Genomic DNA, 18,683 nt, shown 5'->3' with positions numbered 1-18,683 from the left:
GCCGCGGAGAGCACGTACGGTGATGGCATGACGAGCGCGAGCAGCGGTGCCGACATGGTCGATTGGGAACTCGCGGTCGCGACCGCGACCCGGCTGGCCCGGCCGGGCCCCGAGGTGACCAGGGAGCAGGCCCGCGAGGTGGTCTCCGAACTGCGCAGGCATGCGCTGGCGGCGGAGGAGCACGTGCGCGAGTTCACCGGCATGCGCTCCAGCAGCCTGGCCGCGGCGGCCGGCACGCCGGTCCTGGTGGTGGACCGTCCGGGGTGGGTGCGAGCCAATGTGGCGGGCTTCCGGACGATCGTCCAGCCGCTGGTGGACAAGCTGCAGGCGCGCCGCCGAGACTCGGCCGGCGCGGCCGTCTTCGGTTCGATCGGCGAGAAGGCGACCGGCGTCGAGGTCGGCGCGGTGCTGGCCTTCCTCTCCACCAAGGTGCTCGGCCAGTACGAGACCTTCGCCCCGGCCGAGCCCGCTCCGTCGGCCGGCTCCCCGGTGGCCCCGGACAGCCCGGCCGCGCTGTTCGCCGCGGACGGGTCCGGGGACGGGGCCGGGCAGCTGTCGCCGGGCCCCGGCCGGCTGCTGCTGGTGGCGCCGAACATCGTGCACGTCGAACGCGAACTGGACGTCGACCCGCACGACTTCCGCCTCTGGGTGTGCCTGCACGAGGAGACCCACCGCACCCAGTTCACCGCCGTCCCCTGGTTGCGCGACCACATCCAGGCCGAGGTGCAGTCCTTCCTGGCGCAGACCGACGTGGACCCGGCCGCGCTGCTGGAACGGATCAGGGACGCCCTGGGCGGCGGTCTGCCGGGACTCGGCGGCCGGGGTGACGGCTCGGCGCCCACCACCCTCCTGGAACTCGTCCAGACGCCCGAGCAGCGGGAGATCCTCGGCCGGCTCACGGCGGTGATGTCGCTGCTCGAAGGGCACGCGGACGTGGTGATGGACGGGGTCGGCCCGGCGGTGGTGCCGAGCGTTGCGGAGATCCGGGAGAAGTTCCAGCAGCGGCGGGACCGGGGTAGTGGGCGGCTCGACCTGGTGCTGCGGCGGCTGCTCGGCATGGACGCCAAGCTGCGCCAGTACCAGGACGGTGCGGTCTTCGTCCGGGACGTGGTCGACCGCGTCGGCATGGCCGGTTTCAACCGGGTCTGGACCTCCCCCAACACGCTCCCGACCAAGGACGAGATCCACGACCCCGCCGCCTGGGTCGCCCGGGTCACCGGCTGAGCCGCAGGCCGACGCGGGGCTGACGCGGGGCCGGTGCGCGATCGGGGCGGGCCCGCGCCGGGGGTGATCCCCAGGCGGCCCTGCAGGGGGCGTGGTGCCGCGCGGTCCGGTGCGGTGCGTGCCTTCGCCGCGCGCGGTCCGGCCGCGAGGAGCCCACACGAGTGGTGCAGGCGTACAGATGGGGGTGGTGAAACGTTTCTGCATTCACCCGTACGTGGGACCGTGGTCGTACCGGTGGCGCGGGTGGCGTAGCCGATGCCCGGATTCTGCGACCATCTGTGAGCACCTGGTGACCGAAAGCTGACAGGGTGTCACGCCCGGCCGGCCCCCTCACCGCCCCGCTCCGTCCCCCAGCTGCCAAGGAGTGCCTCACCGTGGGCCCACACCCTGCCGTCGCGGCGATACGTCTCGCCGTCCGTCGTGCCCTCACCGAGCTCGCCGCCGAGGCCGGCGTCAGCCTCACCGCCCCGGCTCCCCGCACCCGCCCCGCGTCCGCGCCGGTCGCCGTGACCGCGGCCACCACCGCCGGCGGTGCCGCCGCCACCCGGCTGATCGGGAACGCCCGCCGCCACCCCTCCGGGCTGCCCCGCACCCCCGCTGCACCGGGTTCCCCGCTGGTGCTGGTGGCGGTCAGCGGCGGCGCCGACTCGATGGCACTGGCCATCGCGACCGCCTTCGAGGCGCCCAAGCTGGGCCTGCGGGTCGGGGCCGTCACCGTCGACCACGGCCTGCAGCCGGGTTCCGCCGAACGCGCCGAGCAGGTCGCCGCCCGGCTGCGCGAGCTGGGCCTCGACCCGGTCGAGGTGATCCCGGTCGAGGTGGGCCAGCAGGGCGGCCCGGAGAACGCCGCGCGGGACGCGAGATACGCCGCGCTGGACGCCGCCGCCGAGCGCCACCGGTCGATCGCGGTGCTGCTCGGGCACACCAGGGACGACCAGGCGGAGACCGTTCTGCTGGGCCTGGCACGCGGCTCGGGGGCCAGGTCGCTCGCCGGGATGCCCGCGCACAAGGGCCGCTACCGCCGCCCGCTGCTGGAGCTGGACCGGGCCGCCACCCGCCAGGCGTGCGCCGCGCAGTCCATCCCGGTCTGGGACGACCCGCACAACTCCGATCCGGCCTACACCCGCTCCCGGGTCCGCCACGAGGTGCTGCCGGTGCTGGAGAAGCACCTGGGCGCCGGGGTGGTCGAGGCGCTGGCCAGGACGGCCCGGCTGTTCCGCGACGACGCCGATGCGCTCGATCAGTGGGCGGCCCTGGCGGAGCGCGACCTCCGTACGGGCGAAGGCGCATTGGACACCGGGAAACTGGCCGAACTGCCTCCCGCGGTCCGCCGCCGGGTGCTGCGCCGGGCCGCACTGCGGGCGGGCTGCCCGGGCGGTGACCTGTTCGCCCGGCACCTGGAGACGGTCGATCAGTTGATCACCGGCTGGCGCGGTCAGGGGCCGCTACACCTACCCGGGGGCGTCGAGGTCACCCGAAGGTGTGGCACGCTGGTCTTTCGGCGACAGAGCGACAACTGAGCAGTAGGTCGCGGGGCCGTCGCCGAAACAGGACCCCGAACGTTTGAGGACGTATCCCCGGTGGATCAGAACGACATGGGCGCCGACCTGGCGAAGGTGCTCATCAGCAAGGACGAGATCGACGCCAAGCTGCTTGAGCTGGCCGAGCGGATCGACCGGGACTACGCCGGGCGGGATCTGCTGATCGTCGGTGTGCTCAAGGGCGCCGTGATGGTCATGGCCGACCTCGCCCGGGCGCTGCACTCGCAGGTCACGATGGACTGGATGGCGGTCTCCTCGTACGGGATGGGCACCAAGTCCTCCGGCGTGGTGCGGATCCTCAAGGACCTGGACACCGACATCGCCGGCCGCGACGTGCTGATCGTCGAGGACATCATCGACTCCGGCTTGACGCTGTCGTGGCTGCTCGGCAACCTGGGCTCGCGCGGCCCGGCCTCGCTGGAGGTCTGCACCCTGCTGCGCAAGCCGGACGCGGCCAAGGTCGAGATCGACGTCAAGTACGTCGGCTTCGACATCCCCAACGAGTTCGTGGTCGGCTACGGCCTGGACTTCCAGGAGAAGCTGCGCAACCTGCCGTTCATCGGCACCCTGGCCCCGCACGTCTACGGCGGCTGACCATCGGCCGTCCGACGGTTGACACCGTTCGGGCGACGGGTGGGAACAGCTCGCTGTTCCCACCCGTTGAGCCGGGGTAGGAAAATACGTCGTGCCGCCCAGCTCTCGTCGTGAGCGGGGGTGCCTGCGGTACGGTCCAATTAACCGCTCTTCTCATGAGCACATACCGGATGCGCCGACGGCCGACAGCCGTGCAGCGCCGTTGAGTGGCAGGAGGGACGGGGCGTCACCGCCCCGCATGGATGGACGTTAAGCGATACTTCCGTGCGCCGATCATGTGGATCGTGCTGGCCGTCCTCGCCGTTGTCGTGCTGATGCAGGTCGTTTCGGACTCGAACGGCTACAAGACGGTGGACACCGGGCAGGTCGTCGCGGCGATCGATGCCAAGCAGGTCAAGTCGGCGCAGATCACCACTGGTGACTCGAACACGATCAAGATCCAGCTGAAGGACGGCGCGAAGCTGCCCTCGGCCGGTACCGGCGGCAAGGCGCCGTCCGGCAGCAAGTTCCAGGCGTCGTACGTCGGCGACCAGGGCGTGGCCGTGGCCAACACGCTGCAGGCCCAGATCAACTCGGGTGACAAGGGCGCGCTGCCCGAGGGCTACACGATCAGCCCCGAGAAGCAGTCCACCTTCGTCAGCCTGCTGCTGTCGATGCTGCCGATCGTCGGCGTCGTGCTGGTCTTCCTGTTCCTGATGAACCAGATGCAGGGCGGCGGCTCCCGGGTCATGCAGTTCGGCAAGTCCAAGGCCAAGCTGCTCACCAAGGACACCCCGAAGACCACCTTCGCGGACGTCGCGGGTGCGGACGAGGCGGTCGAGGAGCTCCACGAGATCAAGGAGTTCCTGCAGGAGCCGTCGAAGTTCCAGGCCGTCGGCGCCAAGATCCCCAAGGGCGTGCTGCTCTACGGCCCGCCCGGTACCGGCAAGACCCTGCTCGCGCGCGCCGTCGCGGGCGAGGCGGGCGTGCCGTTCTACTCGATCTCCGGTTCCGACTTCGTCGAGATGTTCGTCGGTGTGGGTGCCTCCCGCGTCCGCGACCTGTTCGAGCAGGCCAAGGCGAACGCCCCGGCGATCATCTTCGTCGACGAGATCGACGCCGTCGGCCGGCACCGCGGTGCGGGCCTCGGCGGTGGCCACGACGAGCGCGAGCAGACCCTCAACCAGCTGCTGGTCGAGATGGACGGCTTCGACGTCAAGGGCGGCGTGATCCTGATCGCCGCCACCAACCGCCCGGACATCCTGGACCCGGCACTGCTGCGCCCCGGCCGCTTCGACCGGCAGATCGCCGTCGACCGCCCGGACCTGCAGGGTCGTCTGGAGATCCTCAAGGTCCACCAGAAGGGCAAGCCGATCGCGCCCGACGTCGACCTCTCGGCCGTCGCCAAGCGCACCCCCGGCTTCACCGGTGCCGACCTCTCCAACGTCCTCAACGAGGCCGCCCTGCTGACGGCCCGCTCGGACAAGAAGCTGATCGACAACGTCATCCTGGACGAGGCGATCGACCGCGTCGTGGCGGGTCCGCAGAAGCGCACGCGGATCATGTCCGACAAGGAGAAGAAGATCACCGCGTACCACGAGGGCGGTCACGCCCTGGTCGCGGCGGCCTCTCCGAACGCCGACCCGGTGCACAAGATCACCATCCTGTCCCGCGGCCGGGCCCTGGGCTACACCATGGTCCTGCCGGACGAGGACAAGTACTCGACCACGCGCAACGAGATGCTCGACCAGCTGGCGTACATGCTGGGCGGGCGCGCGGCGGAGGAGCTGGTCTTCCACGACCCGACCACCGGCGCCTCGAACGACATCGAGAAGGCCACCGCGACCGCCCGCGCGATGGTCACCCAGTACGGCATGAGCGAGCGCCTCGGCGCGATCAAGTTCGGTTCGGACTCCTCCGAGCCGTTCCTGGGTCGCGAGATGGCCCACCAGCGCGACTACTCCGAGGAGGTCGCCGGGCTGGTGGACGAGGAGGTCAAGAAGCTCATCGAGAACGCGCACAACGAGGCCTGGGAGATCCTGGTCGAGAACCGCGACGTGCTCGACAACCTGGTCCTCGAGCTGCTGGAGAAGGAGACGCTGAACAAGGAGCAGATCGCCGAGATCTTCGCTCCGGTCGTGAAGCGCCCGGCCCGCCCGGCCTGGACCGGCTCCGCCCGCCGTACGCCCTCCACCCGCCCGCCGGTGCAGTCTCCCAAGGAACTGGCGCTGACCAACGGCATCGCCGCCGCCGCGGAGACCACCCAGGTGGACATCATGAAGCTGCCGCCGGTCGCCGGTGACGGCGCGACGGAGAGCTGAGCGAACCGTACGGAATGGATGCCGCGTCACCGGGGTTTGTACCCTGGAGGCGCGGCATCCGTGCTGCTAGGACCGCCTACCCAACCACCACAAGCGAGGCACGCATGATCGACCCGGTGACTCTCGACCAGTCCGTGCCAGTCGGGGCGTTCGATCAGGCGCGGGCCGAGAAGGCCGTTCGGGAGCTGCTGATCGCGGTCGGCGAGGATCCGGACCGGGAGGGCCTGCAGGAGACGCCCGCCCGCGTCGCGCGCGCCTACAAGGAGATATTCGCGGGCCTCTGGCAGGAGCCCGAGGACGTCCTGACCACCACCTTCGACCTCGGCCACGACGAGATGGTGCTGGTGAAGGACATCGAGGTGTTCTCCACCTGCGAGCACCACCTGGTCCCGTTCCAGGGCGTCGCCCACGTCGGGTACATACCGTCCACCAGCGGCAAGATCACCGGTCTCTCCAAGCTCGCCCGGCTGGTGGACGTCTACGCCCGCCGTCCGCAGGTGCAGGAGCGGCTCACCAGCCAGGTCGCCGACGCGCTGATGCGGATCCTGGAGCCGCGCGGCGCGATCGTGGTGGTCGAGTGCGAGCACATGTGCATGTCGATGCGCGGCATCCGCAAGCCCGGGGCCAAGACGATCACCTCGGCGGTGCGGGGGCAGCTGCGCGATCCCGCCACCCGGGCCGAGGCGATGAGCCTGATCCTCGGGCGCTGAGCACGCGCCGGGGGCGTAGCGGTGTGCCCGTGCTCCTGGACGCCTGATCCCCGCCGCTAGTCCCTGCTCGCGGAGCCGAGCGCGTTGCGCTTGGCGGGCATCCGGAGGCGGACCATCCGGTGGCGGCCCAGGGTGAGGTCGTAGAGGTAGAGGGCGTGGACGCCGGCGACCAGTACGGCGACCTGCCAGCGGGGCCAGCCCAGGATCCGCGCCATGGCCCGCAGTACCGCGAGGCCGACATCGCGGTGGGTGCGGATCTCGCCGCGGGCGGTGTGTTCCAGGGCGTGCCGGATGTACGGGCCGTGGCCCTCGGCGGTGAGGCGGAGCAGCTCCTCGTGGCAGTACGCGAGGTGGTTGTCCTCGTCGGCGGAGATCATCCGCATGGCCTTGGCCAGTTCGGGGTTGCCGCCGTACGCCTTCACCAGCTGGCGCATCTGCTCGGCGGCCCGTTGTTCGGTGACCCGGCTGTGCGCCAGATAGGTGATGATCTCGCGCTCGGTCAGCGGGACCTCGGAGTTGAGCCGCTCGTGCGAGAGGCCGATGCCCTGGCGCTCCAGCAGCATGCAGTAGTCGGTGTCCGGTGGGACGGACACCTTCTCCAGGCCGCGCCGGTGCAGCAGCTGGGTGAAGATCCGTCCGTGCTTGCGTTCGTCGGCTCCGTGCCGCCCGATCTTCGGGGCCAGCACCGGGTCGGTGGTCAGCGCCCGGATCCGCTCGTTCTCCCAGCCGCCCTGGTTCTCGCCGCCGGCCGCGATGCTGCAGAAGAGGCGGTAGGCCTCGTCGTTGCGGTAGATATCGTCGAAGAGCGAACGGGAGCTGAGCATCTGACCTCCTGGCGTCTGCGGGGTAGCCGGTCGGGCGGGAGACGTTCCCCGGTGGTGGCCCGTCGGCCGGTGGCCGGTGGGGAATCACCCGGCCGGGGGAGGGCGGTCCGGGCAGCGTCGGCTACTGGCGCGGCTCGCGGTCCTGCGGGGTCTTGAGGTGGTCGCTCATCCACTCCAGTGCGGTCGGCAGTTCGCGCCGCCAGGTCTCGAAGCTGTGGCCGCCGTCGTCCAGCACCAGCGAGTCCACCCGGAACCCGGGGTGGGCGTCGGCGACGTGCTTGGCGTTGGCGAGGAAGGCCTGGGTCTGGGCGAAGTCCTCCTCCGTCCTGGTACTCACCACCAGCAGCGAGACGTCGGGGGCGGGAAGGTTCTGCAGTCGCCAGTTGAGGTCGCTGTGCTGGGCGTCGGTCTGGTCGCCGCCGAACAGGTCGCCGTCGGTCCAGTGGTCGTTGGGCACCTGGTAGTCGGCGTGCATGCCGGTCGCGCTGGTGTAGGCCTCGGGGTGGCGCATGGCCAGGCGCAACGCGCAGCTGCCGCCGGTGGAGTAGCCGAGCACTCCCCAGGAGTCGGCCGAGCGGCTGAGCCGGTAGTTGGCGCGCAGGGCGTCCGGCAGGTCCTTGACGAACCAGGTCTCGGTCTGCGGGCCGCCGGCGACGTTAACGCACTCGGTGTTGCGGGGCGGGGCGACGGTCGGACGGGCCATCACGATCACGGTGGGCGAGATCCGGCCGGTCCGCTCCAGGTCCCAGGCGGTCTGCGGCACCCGCAGCCCCTCGACCAGGTGGAGCGAGGGACCCGGGTATCCGGCCAGGGTGAGCAGCACCGGGAAGCGGACCCGGGAGTAGCGGGGGATGAAGTACTCGGGCGGCAGGTAGACGAACACCTGGTCAAAGAGGCCGGAGTCGATGCCGGTGACCTTGACGGAGTCCACCCGGCCGACCTCTTCCGGCTTGCCCTGCGGCAGGTCCTTGACCGTCTCCAGCCCGCCCTCGGTGGTCGGTCGGACCAGGCCGGCGGTCTTCGGCGCGGCGCCCCTGAGGTGCTCGGAGCCCGCCAGGGTCAGCGGCGCGCGGCCCGGGTGGAGCAGGTCGTTCCACGAGGTGTAGAAGCCGTACGAGTTGTTGACCGACAGCGCCAGTACGGCCAGCACGGAGAGTTGAATGACCGCCAGCAGGCCGAGTCGGCCGAGCACCGGGAGCGGGCGCTGGCGGGCGAGCCGGGGCCACAGCCAGAGGGTGCAGACCAGGGCGGCGGCGGCCAGCGCGGTGAGCGAGTACACAAGCGCACTGCTGGTCAGTTCCATGCGGATTCGCCCTCCCTTGGGCAGCAGTGGGGCCAGGGTTCATCGTGGGGCGGTCGACTGGGGGCAGCCAGCGGGGATGCGCCGCCCGGGTCCGTCACGGCCGGGTACCGGCACGTCGTGCCCGCTGCGGAGGGTGCAACCGAAGCTCTAGAATGCGGCGTCCAGCGTGTGTAACGCGTGTGCGGGGCGTCCCGTGGCGCAGCGTGCCGGCGTTGGGCCACCCACCTGCCATCGCCGCCGTCCGACCGTTCAGCCGTCCCGCTGGACTCGCCGTCCGAGCGGCGTCCCTGTCCCCGAGGCGTCCGCACCGCAGGGGTGTCCCCGGGAATTTACCGCCCGGGGATGCTTCCTTGACGAACGGATTGCCAGACCAAGGAATAGTCATGAAGGTCCATCACAGCTCCTCCCCGGGAGTGACAGGACAGCCCGTTCCAGCCTCTACGCTGAGCTTCCATGAGCGTTCCCGTGTCCGTTGAGCCGTCACCTGAGCAGCCCCGTCGGCGGGGCCTGCAGACGCTGCGCAACCAAGCTGCCTCCGTTCCCCGTGCCTGGCTGCCGGGAGCCGTCGGATACGCCTGTCTGCTGATCGGCCTGCTGGACATCGCCAGCGCCGTCTTCCCCCGGCTTCGGCACACCCGGGTGCACAGCTGGGCCGGGCAGCTGCCGGGCAGCACCACCACGCTGGCCGCGGTCGGCACCCTGATGGTCGGCACCCTGCTGGTGCTGCTGGCGCACGCGCTGCGCCGTCGCAAGCGGCGTGCCTGGCGGGCGGTCGTGGTGCTGCTGCCGGTCGGTGCCGCGCTGCACGTGCTGCGCTGGCACCAGATCGGCCCGGCGGTGGTGTCGGTGGCGCTGTTCGCGGTGGTCCTGATCCACCGGCGCGAGTTCTACGCCAAGGCCGACCCGCGCACCCGCTGGCGGGCCCTGCTCAACCTGATCGTCATGGGCGCCTTCAGCGTGCTGCTCGGCATGGTGATCGTGAGCGTCCACCCGAGCTCCGAGGTCGGGCACCCGACCTTCATCCAGCGTCTCAAGGAGACGGTGTACGGCCTGTTCGGCTTCGACGGCCCGGTCCGGTACCACACCGAGCGGGTCACCGACCTGGTGGCGTACTCGCTCGGTGCGCTGGGTCTGATGACGGCCTTCATCTCGGCCTACCTGGCGCTGCGGCCGGAGAAGCCGAAGCCGGAGCTGACCGCCGAGGACGAGGAGAAGGTCCGGGCGCTGCTGGAGCGGCACGGGGCGCGCGACTCGCTCGGGTACTTCGCGCTGCGGCGGGACAAGAGCGTGCTGTTCTCGCCGACCGGCAAGGCGGCGATCTCCTACCGGGTGATCTCCGGTGTGATGCTGGCCTCGGGCGACCCGGTGGGGGACGTCGAGGCGTGGCCGGGTGCGATCAAGGTCTTCATGGCGGAGGCCCGTGAGCACGCCTGGGTGCCGGCCGTGGTCGGCTGCAGCGAGGTCGGCGGTGAGGTCTGGACCCGCGAGGCGGGGCTGGACGCGCTGGAGCTGGGTGACGAGGCGATCGTGGACACCTCCGCGTTCTCGCTGTCGGGACGTGCCATGCGCAACGTCCGCCAGATGGTGAAGCGGATCGAGCGCAACGGCTACACCTGCAAGGTGCGCCGGGTCTCCGACCTGACGCTGGAGGAGAAGCGGCAGGTCGCCGACGCGGCCGCCCGCTGGCGCGGTACCGACACCGAGCGCGGCTTCTCGATGGCGCTGGGTCGCTTCGGCGACCCGAGCGACGACAACGGCGTGGTCGTCACGGCGCACAAGGCTCCGGAGGAGGGCGAACCCGCGGGCGCGCCCGGCAGCGACCTGAAGGCCGTGCTGCACTTCGTGCCCTGGGGCAAGGACGGCATCTCGCTGGAGCTGATGCGGCGTGACCGGGCGGCCGACCCCGGCCTGAACGAGCTGCTGATCGTGGCGGCGCTGCAGGAATCCCCGAACCTGGGCGTCAAGCGGGTGTCGCTGAACTTCGCGATGTTCCGTTCGGCGCTGGCCCGCGGTGAGCGGATCGGTGCCGGGCCGGTGCTGCGGGCCTGGCGCGGGCTGCTGGTCTTCCTGTCGCGCTGGTTCCAGATCGAGTCGCTGTACAAGTTCAACGCCAAGTTCCAGCCGGTCTGGGAGCCGCGCTTCCTGGTCTACCCGCAGACCCGGGACCTGCCGCGGATCGGGTTCGCCGTGATGCAGGCGGAGGCCTTCATCACGCTCGGTATGCCGAAGTTCGGCCGGAAGAAGCAGCGCCAGGGGCTGATGCCGGAGCAGGCGCAGCTCGGTTCGGTGACCGAGGCCGCTTGAGGGCGCGGCGCCGCGGGGTGTGCGGCGCCGGACCGATGGACGTCCGGTATGCGGTGACCGATGGCCGGTGACGGAACCGGTGAGGGGAACCGATGACGGATGACGGAGATCCGGCGACGGCTGACCGATGACCGGTAGTGAATGACCTATGACGGCTGACAGATTCTGAAATCTGTCAGCCGTCATCGTTTTTCCGACCAGGGGTGGCTCGATAATGGCCGTATGATCCACCTTCCCGGGCTCCCCCAGCTCGACCGCTGTGCGGTCATGGGCATCGTCAACGTCACCCCCGACTCGTTCTCCGACGGCGGCATGTGGCTCGATCCCGCCGCTGCCGTCGCGCACGGCCTGCGGCTCGCGGCGAGCGGTGCCGACCTGGTGGACGTCGGCGGCGAGTCCACCCGTCCCGGCTCCCACCGGGTCACCGAGGAGGAGGAGCTGCGCCGGGTGATCCCGGTGGTCCGCGAGCTGTCCGGGGCCGGGGTGGTGGTCAGCATCGACACCATGCGGGCCAGCGTCGCCGAACAGGCGGTCGCCGCCGGGGCCCGGCTGGTGAACGACGTGTCCGGCGGTCTGGCCGACGCCACGATGGCCCAGGTGGTCGCGGACACCGGCGCGCCGTACGTGCTGATGCACTGGCGCGGCCAGTCCGCCGAGATGGACAGCCTCGCCGTGTACCAGGACGTGGTGGCCGAGGTCGCCGCCGAGCTGACCCAGCGGATGGAGGCGCTGCTGGCCGCGGGGGTGAAGGAGGAGCAGCTGATCCTCGACCCGGGCCTCGGCTTCGCCAAGACCAGCGAGCACAACTGGGCCCTGCTCGGCCGCCTGGACGCGCTCACGGCGCTCGGTCGCCCGGTGCTGGTGGCCGCTTCGCGCAAGCGGTTCCTGGGTACGCTGCTCGCCAACCCGGAAACCGGGGAGCCGCGCCCGGCCCGGCGGCGCGACGACGCCACCGCGGCGATCTCGACGCTCTCGGCCCAGGCCGGTGCGTGGGCGGTCCGGGTCCATGACGTGGCCGGCACGGCCGACGCCGTACGAGTGGCCGCGGCCTGGCAACAGGCGGCGGCGAGGAGGGGGTAGGGGGCTTGGTGCGGCTCTGGAGGAAGCATGGCGGGTGACGGCAGGGTGGGCGACACGGGCCGCGAGGCGGCGCTGGAGCTGGACCGGGAAGCCGTCCTGGCGGCCAACCGGGCGCTCTACGAGGCGCTGGAGAACGGTGATCTGGAGGCCGTCGAGTCCATCTGGCTGGGTGCCGGCGAGGCCGACGACAAGGGCGGGGTGATCTGCGTCCACCCCGGCTGGCCGGTGCTGCGCGGCCGGGCCCAGGTCACCCGTTCCTACATGTTGATCATGATGAACACGGAGTACATCCAGTTCTTCCTGACCGACGTGGAGGTCGAACTGCAGGGCGATGTGGCACTCGTCACGTGCACCGAGAACATCCTCTCCGGCGGCGAGGCCGAGGAGGAGGGCGAGCTCGGGCCGTTGATCGGCGGGAAGGTCGTCTCGACCAACTTGTTCCGTCGTACGGCGGACGGCTGGAAACTCTGGTCGCACCACGGTTCACCCGTCCTGACCAGCGGTGACGACGAGGACGACGACTGATCGCGAACCGTTTGCGCAAGGTGTGACCGAACGGGGTGCACCCGTTCCGTGCGTGGACACCCAACGTTCACGTCAATCGCCGATCCGGTGCGCGTGGCGGGCGGTTGTGCCGGGTAGGACGGTCCAGGTCCGCGGGGGCTCGCAGGTAGATTCGATTGCGGCGGGCGACCCGGCCCGCCACCCTGTCCGCTCCGGGCAGGGTCGTTCAGGTGGGAGAAGTGAGTTGCTGGACCGCGTCACCCTGCGGGGCCTGCGTGCCCGGGGCCATCACGGTGTCTTCGAGCGCGAGCGCGTCGAGGGCCAGACCTTCGTGGTCGACCTCGTGCTGTTCCTGGACACCCGTCCGGCCGCCGCCGGCGACGACCTCACCCGCACCGCGCACTACGGCATCGTCGCCGAGGAGGTCACCGCGATCATCGCCGGCGAGCCGGTCGAGCTGATCGAGACCCTGGCCCAGCGGATCGCCGACCAGTGCCTCAAGCACGAGGCGGTGGAGGAGGTCGAGGTGACCGTGCACAAGCCGGACGCCCCGATCACCGTCCCCTTCGACGATGTGACCGTCACCATTCACCGGGGGCGCGTATGACGCGTACCCTTCAACATCCCACAGCCCGAGCCGTAGAGGGATACCGATGAGCACCGACCCGACCGCCCTGCCGAGCGCCTTCGACCTGGAGCGTCGAGTCGACAGCGCCGACTCGACCCTGCAGAACCCGCGGAACGCCGTTGTCGCACTCGGAAGCAACCTCGGCAACCGCCTGGAGACCCTGCAGGGTGCCGTGGACGCGCTGGAGGACACTCCCGGCGTCCGGATCACCGCCGTCTCCGGCGTGTTCGAGACCGAGGCCGTCGGCGGCCCGGCCGAGCAGCCGAACTACTACAACGCCGTGGTCGTGCTGCGCACCACGCTGCCGCCCGGCTCGCTGCTGGAGCGGGCCAACGCCATCGAGGACGCCTTCGGCCGGGTCCGTACCGTCCGCTGGGGCGCGCGCACCCTGGACGTCGACATCCTCGCCTACGAGGGCGTCACCAGTGACGACCCGCAGCTGCTGCTGCCGCACCCCCGGGCGCACGAGCGGGCCTTCGTGCTCGCGCCGTGGCTGGACGCCGAGCCGGACGGGGAGGTGCCCGGACACGGCCGGGTCGCCGACCTGCTGAAGGGGCTGGGCGAGGAGGCCGGGACGGCGGTCTGGCGGCGCGAGGACATCCAGCTGCGGCTGCCGGAGTAGGCCGCACCGTTCGGTGGCGACGCCGCGGAGCGTCCTCGGGGGCTCCGCGCGGGCCGGAGGGCGTCCGGCCGTACCTCCCCGTGCGGAGCGAGGGGCTGAGTGCGGTTGCCGTCCGGTCGGGCGGCGGTCGGGGCGCGCGAGGGGCGGTGCGCGCTGGGGCGGGAACTTCGCGACGGGGGTCGGCCGTACGAGTAAGTGATCGGAAGGGTCGGACCCGGGTACGGTGGCCTGTGGCGTCGTGCCGGCGAGGCCGTCCGTCAATCCGTCCTCGGCCGTCGGCCGGGGCACCCCAAGCCGTCGCACATGCCGGGAAGGACTCAAGTCCCAGTGAAGCCGCTCCGCCTCCGCCTGCTCCTGGGTATCGCCATCGTGGCGGCGGTGCTCTCCTGGGCAGGTGCCAAGCTCTGGGACTCCTTCGGTCAGTTGCCCGGCGTTCCCACGGCCGCGCCGATCGTGCTGGCCGTGGTCGCCGTGGTCCTGCTCGCCACCGCGATCTCGCTGCGGAGCCGGCTGAAGGCCATGCGGGAGCGCCAGCCGGGCGCCAAGGGCGTGGACCCGCTGGGCGCGGCCCGGGCGGTGGTCCTTGGCCAGGCCAGTGCGCTGGTGGCGGCGGTGGTGACGGGCGTCTACGGCGGCGTCGGCGTCTTCCTGCTCGGACTGCTGGACGTCACCGCCCGCAAGCAGCAGGCCGTGACGGCCGGGTTCGCGGTGCTGGCGGGGGCCGGGGTGGTCGCCGCCGGGCTCTGGCTGCAGCATGTCTGCCGGCTTCCCGAGGACCACGACGACCCGTCCGGGCCGGCGGCCACGCCCCGCTGAGCGGACGGCGGCGGACGTGCGGGCACCGGGCGGATGGTTTCCCGGTGGTCGGGTCCGCGGTGGTCGGAGTCGCGGCGGGTTCGGTGGTTCGCGCCGCGGAACTGTCGTGACGTCAGGTGGTGGTTCGGGTACCCGAAGTGGTTCTGGCTCGCTGTCAAGACCCGAAAGGGTGTCGCGGCTGACAGGGTCCCAATTCGCACGCTAGTTTCTTTGGCATGTCACGTGGACGCCACCGTCAATCTTCCGTCCTCGGCCGGGCCGCACCTCCGATCGCAGCGGGTGCCCTCGTCCTTGCAGCACTGGTCGCACTGGTGGTCAGTCCCGATGTGCCGCTGGTCCGGTCGGTCGGAGTGGCGGCGGTCTTCGGCGCGGTCGGCATGGCCGTACTGCTGCGCCAGCGGGACCGGATCGCCAAGCAGGCGGCCGAGGCGGCCGCGAAGCGCCGGCTGGTGGCCGAGGAGCGGTACGAGGAGCAGATCGCCGAGGCCGAGTACGCCGCCGAGGTGGCCGAGGAGCGGGCCACCCGTTTCGGCCGCCGGCTGACCGCCGAGAAGGCTCGGCTGGCCAAGGCCGAGACGGAGATCGCCCGGCTGCTCCGGGAACGCGCGGTCGCCGTCGCCGAGCAGGCCATGAAGGAGGCGGAGGCGGCCCAGCGGGCACTCGTGGAGGCCCGGCCCGAGTACCCGGCCACTCCGGCGGCGTACGTCCGTGCGGCGGCCGTGCTGCGGCAGTTGGAGTGGAAGGCCGAACGGGCCGCGGCGGCTCGGGAGGGCGCGGGGCGGGCGCAGCTGGAGCTGCGGCCGAAGGCGCAAGCGGTGCCGGCTTCGGCGACGGGTGCGGCAAGGCTCGTTCCGGTGGCGCCGACCGCTCCCGCGCTGCTGGTGGCGCCCGCGGCGGCAGCGGCCGCTCAGGACGGTGCGGCGGGCTCGATCGTGCCCGCCGGGCCGGGTGGGGGACTGGTGCGCCGGCTCGCCCCGGTCGCCGCGTCCGCCGAGCCGGCCCGACCCGCGGCCACGGCCGTGCCGGTGTCCGCCGCGTCCGACCTGCCCGCTGGGGCCGAGCGGATGGCCGCTCCCGCTGCGCCCGCTGCTTCCGCCGCTCCCGTCGCGCCGGCTGTGCCCCAGCCCGCGCTGTCGGCGGTCGGCCCGCTGCCGGCCCGTCCGGCGCTGTCGGTGCCGCGGCCGGAGTCGGACGGTGGTACGGCCGAGCGGGCTGCGGTGCAGCCGCGGATGCTCGGGGCGGCGGGTGCCCCCGCGCAGGGCGGTGCCGCTCCTGCCGGGCGGCAGCGTCCGCGTCCGCAGGGGGTCGGCCGGTCCTCGGGGTTCAGCTTCTTCGGGCGTCCCGGCGCGGCTCGTCCGGCAACTCCGGTGCCTGCCGCCGATGGTGTGGCGGAACTGGGCGAGCGGGCCGATCTGGCGGACGTGGTCGGTGACGAGGCCGTGGCCGAGAGCGTCCGGTACGCCGTCCCCGGGGCGGCCGGGACGGCTGCCGAGCCCGCCGTCCCGCCCGCCGCGCAGCCGGTGCAGGCGGACGCGCGCCCCGACCACGCCCGCCCGGAGGTGGTCGACCTGACGCCGCACGACGAGACCGAGCTCCTGGAGGTCTCCGAACTCCGCGCCAAGCACAACCGGCAGCGGTAGCAGCCGGCCGTATACCGACGCGAACGCCCGGCCCCTGCTGAAGGGGCCGGGCGTTCGCGTCGGTGCGGTGCGTCAGATCGCCACGCCGAAGTCCTGGGCGATGCCCGCGAGGCCGGAGGCGTAGCCCTGGCCGATCGCGCGGAACTTCCAGTCGGTGCCGTTGCGGTAGAGCTCGCCGAAGATCATGGCGGTCTCGACGGCGGCGTCCTCGGAGAGGTCGTAGCGGGCGATCTCGGCGCCGCCGGCCGCGTTGAGCACGCGGATGTAGGCGTTGCGGACCTGGCCGAAGTTCTGGCCGCGGGCGATCCCGTCGTAGATCGTGACCGGGAAGACGATCCTGCCGGCCTCGGCTGGCAGCCCGGCCAGGTTGACCTTGATCTGCTCGTCGTCGCCGTCGCCCTCGCCGGTGCGGTTGTCGCCGGTGTGCACCACGGTGCTGTCCGGGGTGCTGGTGTTGTTGAAGAAGACGAAGTGGCCGTTGGACAGGACCTTGCCGTCCGCGTTCAGCACGATCGCGCTGGCGTCCAGGTCGAACTCGGCGCCGGTGGTGGTCCGTACGTCCCAGCCCAGGCCGACGGTGACTGCGGTCAGGCCCGGGGCCTCCTTGGTCAGCGAGACGTTGCCACCCTTGGAGAGGCTGACTGGCATGGTGTGTGGTGTCCCTTCGTTGCTCTTGTGCGTAAAGAACGTAAAGGGGCCGGACGCGGTTCCGGCGAGGCGGGGCCGATTCGTCCTCGCGTCGGTGTGGCCCGGGCGGGGACCGGTCAGACGCGGGGGTACTTCCCTTGCAGCGTCCAGATGTTGGGGTTGTCGCCCAGGCCCTCGTGCAGCTCGGTGAGATCCGCGATCACGTCCTGGAGGAAGTCCCGGGCTTCCCGGCGCAGTTCGGCGTGGCGGACCACGGCGGGCGGGGAGTTCCGCCGCCAGGTCGCGCTGATCTCCACCAGGCCGAACCGGCGGGCGAAGCGCAGCAGTTCGGTGTTCTGGGTGAAGTCCAGGTCGAAGGTCTGCACGGCGGCGGAGCGGCTGCCGCGCACGTCGCGGTCCAGCTCCTCGACGGTGTCGCAGAGCGCCCAGGCGAAGTCGAGCACCGGCACCCATCCCCAGGCTGTGGAAAAGTCCCGGTCGTCCGCCTCCAGGAAGATGTCGCCGCAGAACAGGTCGTACCGCAGGCTGCGTACCGACGCGGTGCGGTAGTCGGTCTGCGGCGGGTCGGGGAAGTGGTCGGAGAGGGAGTAGTCGAGCTCGATCACGTACGCCATTGTCCGGCACGCGGGGCCGGCGGGTGCCACCTGAGGTTGTCCACAGCTGTGGACAAGTGGAGATGGCGACAGACGAGTGGGGATGGCGACAAAGAGAGAAGGTGTTCGGTCGACGGGTGGATAACCGGGTGACCCGGGCGCGGCGGGGCGGGATGATGGGGGACATGCCTGAGCCAATCCGCGTTCGGGGCTCGGTGGTCGTACCGGAGGCCGAGCTCGTCTGGCGCTTCTCGCGTTCGTCCGGCCCCGGCGGCCAGCACGTCAACACCTCCGACACCCAGGTGGAGCTGCGCTACGACCTGGCCGCCTCGGACGCCCTGCCACCGGTCTGGAAGGAGCGGGCGCTGGAGCGGCTCGCGGGCCGGCTGGTGGACGGTCGGATGCTGGTGGTCCGCGCCTCCGAGCACCGGTCGCAGTGGCGCAACCGCGAGGTTGCCGCCGCCCGGCTGGCGTCGCTGCTGGGGGAGGCGACGGCACCGCCGCCGAAGGTCCGGCGGGCGACCAAGCCGAGCCGGGGGATGGTCGAGCGGCGGCTGGAGAACAAGCGGCACCGCTCGGAGCTGAAGCGGGGGCGGAGCCGGCCGTCCGCCTACTGATGATCGCCGCCGGGCTTGCGCGGTGGCGGAGTTGGAGACCGCCGCGATCAGGGCGACCGGGCTGCCGCGCGCGCGGTTCACGGGCGAAGGCCCCGCGGCTGTCGGCCGCTCCCGGGGTTCAGGCGAACTTGCGGTAGCCGGTGCGGAAGTAGAGCAGGGGCTTGGTGTCCGGGCCCGGGATGCGGGCCGCCAGCACCCGGCCGATCAGCAGGGTGTGGTCGCCAGCGGAGACCCGCTGCTCGGTGCGGCACTCGACGGTGGCGAGGGCGCCGTCGATCAGTGGGGCGTTGGTGAACTCGCCGCGGTGGTGCGGGGTGTCGGCGAAGAGCAGGCGGTCGCTGAGGCGGCCCTTCATGGCGAAGCGGGACGCGATCGTCCGGTGCTCCTCGCCGAGCAGCGAGACCGCCCAGGTGTCGATCCGGGAGAGCAGCTCGTCCATCCGGGAGTCCTCGCGCACCGAGATCAGCACCAGCGGCGGTTCCAGCGACACCGACAGGAACGAGGTCGCGGTCATCCCGGCGTCCTCGCCGTCGGCCCCGCCTTCGGGGTCGTGGGCGGTCACCAGGGTGACGCCGGCGGCGAGCTGGGCGAGCGCGGCCCGGAACTCGTCGGCCGTGGCGGTCGGGGCGGAGGCGGGTTGTGGGGAGCTGTACACGTACTGCACGGTAGTCGGCGCGGCGGGTGGGCGGCATCGGACCCTGGTCGTAGGACCCACCCGGACCGGAGTCCCATCAG

General features: G+C 71.7%; 18 protein-coding genes. 13 read left to right on the top strand and 5 right to left on the bottom strand.

All coding sequences use genetic code 11. The annotated features are described in order from the left end of the window. The first annotated feature begins 27 nt into the window (after positions 1 to 27). The 5 genes from ACWDAK_RS12865 (at position 28) to folE (ending at position 6,369) form a co-directional block, all read left to right on the top strand. A complete protein-coding gene (locus tag ACWDAK_RS12865; RefSeq protein WP_344637769.1) occupies positions 28 to 1,224 on the top strand; it encodes a zinc-dependent metalloprotease in 1,197 nt (398 codons plus the stop codon). Between the two features lie 374 nt (positions 1,225 to 1,598). After that, positions 1,599 to 2,744, top strand: coding sequence for a tRNA lysidine(34) synthetase TilS (gene tilS, locus ACWDAK_RS12860; RefSeq protein WP_344637770.1), 1,146 nt, complete (start codon positions 1,599 to 1,601; stop codon positions 2,742 to 2,744). A 60-nt stretch (positions 2,745 to 2,804) separates the two neighbouring features. Continuing rightward, positions 2,805 to 3,359, top strand: a complete 555-nt coding sequence (hpt, locus tag ACWDAK_RS12855) for a hypoxanthine phosphoribosyltransferase (RefSeq protein WP_045306241.1) — start codon at positions 2,805 to 2,807, stop codon at positions 3,357 to 3,359. 242 nt (positions 3,360 to 3,601) lie between these two features. Continuing rightward, positions 3,602 to 5,659 (top strand): ATP-dependent zinc metalloprotease FtsH, encoded by a 2,058-nt coding sequence (gene ftsH, locus ACWDAK_RS12850; RefSeq protein ID WP_344637771.1) that lies wholly within the window; start codon positions 3,602 to 3,604, stop codon positions 5,657 to 5,659. Positions 5,660 to 5,763: 104 nt separating this feature from the next. After that, positions 5,764 to 6,369, top strand: a complete 606-nt coding sequence (gene folE, locus ACWDAK_RS12845) for a GTP cyclohydrolase I FolE (protein WP_344637772.1) — start codon at positions 5,764 to 5,766, stop codon at positions 6,367 to 6,369. Positions 6,370 to 6,425: 56 nt separating this feature from the next. On the opposite strand, the gene ACWDAK_RS12840 is transcribed toward folE, so the two are convergent. Both ACWDAK_RS12840 and ACWDAK_RS12835 read right to left on the bottom strand, forming a co-directional pair. Beyond that, on the bottom strand, positions 6,426 to 7,193 hold the full coding sequence (locus ACWDAK_RS12840; RefSeq protein WP_344637773.1) for a ferritin-like domain-containing protein: 768 nt from the start codon (positions 7,191 to 7,193) through the stop codon (positions 6,426 to 6,428). A 121-nt stretch (positions 7,194 to 7,314) separates the two neighbouring features. After that, the gene (locus tag ACWDAK_RS12835) at positions 7,315 to 8,496 is read right to left on the bottom strand and encodes an alpha/beta hydrolase (RefSeq protein WP_344637774.1); all 1,182 of its coding nucleotides are present in this window, start codon (positions 8,494 to 8,496) and stop codon (positions 7,315 to 7,317) included. 453 nt (positions 8,497 to 8,949) lie between these two features. On the opposite strand from ACWDAK_RS12835, the gene ACWDAK_RS12830 reads away from it, so the two are divergent. From ACWDAK_RS12830 to ACWDAK_RS12800, 7 genes are all read left to right on the top strand, one after another. Continuing rightward, positions 8,950 to 10,800: a phosphatidylglycerol lysyltransferase domain-containing protein gene (locus ACWDAK_RS12830; protein WP_344637775.1), complete on the top strand. Its 1,851-nt coding sequence runs from the start codon at positions 8,950 to 8,952 to the stop codon at positions 10,798 to 10,800. 222 nt (positions 10,801 to 11,022) lie between these two features. Continuing rightward, the gene (gene folP / locus ACWDAK_RS12825; protein ID WP_344637776.1) at positions 11,023 to 11,880 is read left to right on the top strand and encodes a dihydropteroate synthase; all 858 of its coding nucleotides are present in this window, start codon (positions 11,023 to 11,025) and stop codon (positions 11,878 to 11,880) included. A 27-nt stretch (positions 11,881 to 11,907) separates the two neighbouring features. Continuing rightward, positions 11,908 to 12,405, top strand: a complete 498-nt coding sequence (locus ACWDAK_RS12820) for a nuclear transport factor 2 family protein (RefSeq protein WP_344637777.1) — start codon at positions 11,908 to 11,910, stop codon at positions 12,403 to 12,405. A gap of 226 nt (positions 12,406 to 12,631) precedes the next feature. Beyond that, entirely contained in the window at positions 12,632 to 12,991 is a 360-nt protein-coding gene (folB, locus tag ACWDAK_RS12815; protein WP_427393318.1) for a dihydroneopterin aldolase, read from the top strand. A gap of 46 nt (positions 12,992 to 13,037) precedes the next feature. Then, positions 13,038 to 13,634, top strand: coding sequence for a 2-amino-4-hydroxy-6-hydroxymethyldihydropteridine diphosphokinase (folK, locus tag ACWDAK_RS12810; protein WP_344637778.1), 597 nt, complete (start codon positions 13,038 to 13,040; stop codon positions 13,632 to 13,634). Positions 13,635 to 13,961: 327 nt separating this feature from the next. Further along, complete coding sequence (locus tag ACWDAK_RS12805) at positions 13,962 to 14,450, top strand: DUF3180 domain-containing protein (RefSeq protein ID WP_344637779.1); 489 nt, start codon at positions 13,962 to 13,964, stop codon at positions 14,448 to 14,450. A gap of 215 nt (positions 14,451 to 14,665) precedes the next feature. Further along, positions 14,666 to 16,090 (top strand): hypothetical protein, encoded by a 1,425-nt coding sequence (locus tag ACWDAK_RS12800; protein WP_427393286.1) that lies wholly within the window; start codon positions 14,666 to 14,668, stop codon positions 16,088 to 16,090. Positions 16,091 to 16,162: 72 nt separating this feature from the next. Here the strand turns inward: ACWDAK_RS12800 and ACWDAK_RS12795 are convergent, their stop codons facing one another. Both ACWDAK_RS12795 and ACWDAK_RS12790 read right to left on the bottom strand, forming a co-directional pair. Continuing rightward, the gene (locus ACWDAK_RS12795) at positions 16,163 to 16,738 is read right to left on the bottom strand and encodes a TerD family protein (RefSeq protein WP_344637781.1); all 576 of its coding nucleotides are present in this window, start codon (positions 16,736 to 16,738) and stop codon (positions 16,163 to 16,165) included. Between the two features lie 116 nt (positions 16,739 to 16,854). After that, a complete protein-coding gene (locus ACWDAK_RS12790) occupies positions 16,855 to 17,343 on the bottom strand; it encodes a hypothetical protein (protein ID WP_344637782.1) in 489 nt (162 codons plus the stop codon). 164 nt (positions 17,344 to 17,507) lie between these two features. Here ACWDAK_RS12790 and arfB point away from each other — a divergent pair, with 164 nt between their 5' ends. Continuing rightward, positions 17,508 to 17,948, top strand: a complete 441-nt coding sequence (arfB, locus tag ACWDAK_RS12785) for an alternative ribosome rescue aminoacyl-tRNA hydrolase ArfB (protein WP_425557684.1) — start codon at positions 17,508 to 17,510, stop codon at positions 17,946 to 17,948. A 118-nt stretch (positions 17,949 to 18,066) separates the two neighbouring features. Here the strand turns inward: arfB and ACWDAK_RS12780 are convergent, their stop codons facing one another. Next, positions 18,067 to 18,603: a flavin reductase family protein gene (locus tag ACWDAK_RS12780; RefSeq protein WP_344637784.1), complete on the bottom strand. Its 537-nt coding sequence runs from the start codon at positions 18,601 to 18,603 to the stop codon at positions 18,067 to 18,069. Positions 18,604 to 18,683 lie beyond the last annotated feature (80 nt).

Source organism: Kitasatospora sp. NPDC001175 (genome assembly GCF_053598215.1).
The sequence above is the reverse complement of the archived record's forward strand: the minus strand, read 5'-3'. Positions and strand labels throughout refer to the sequence as shown.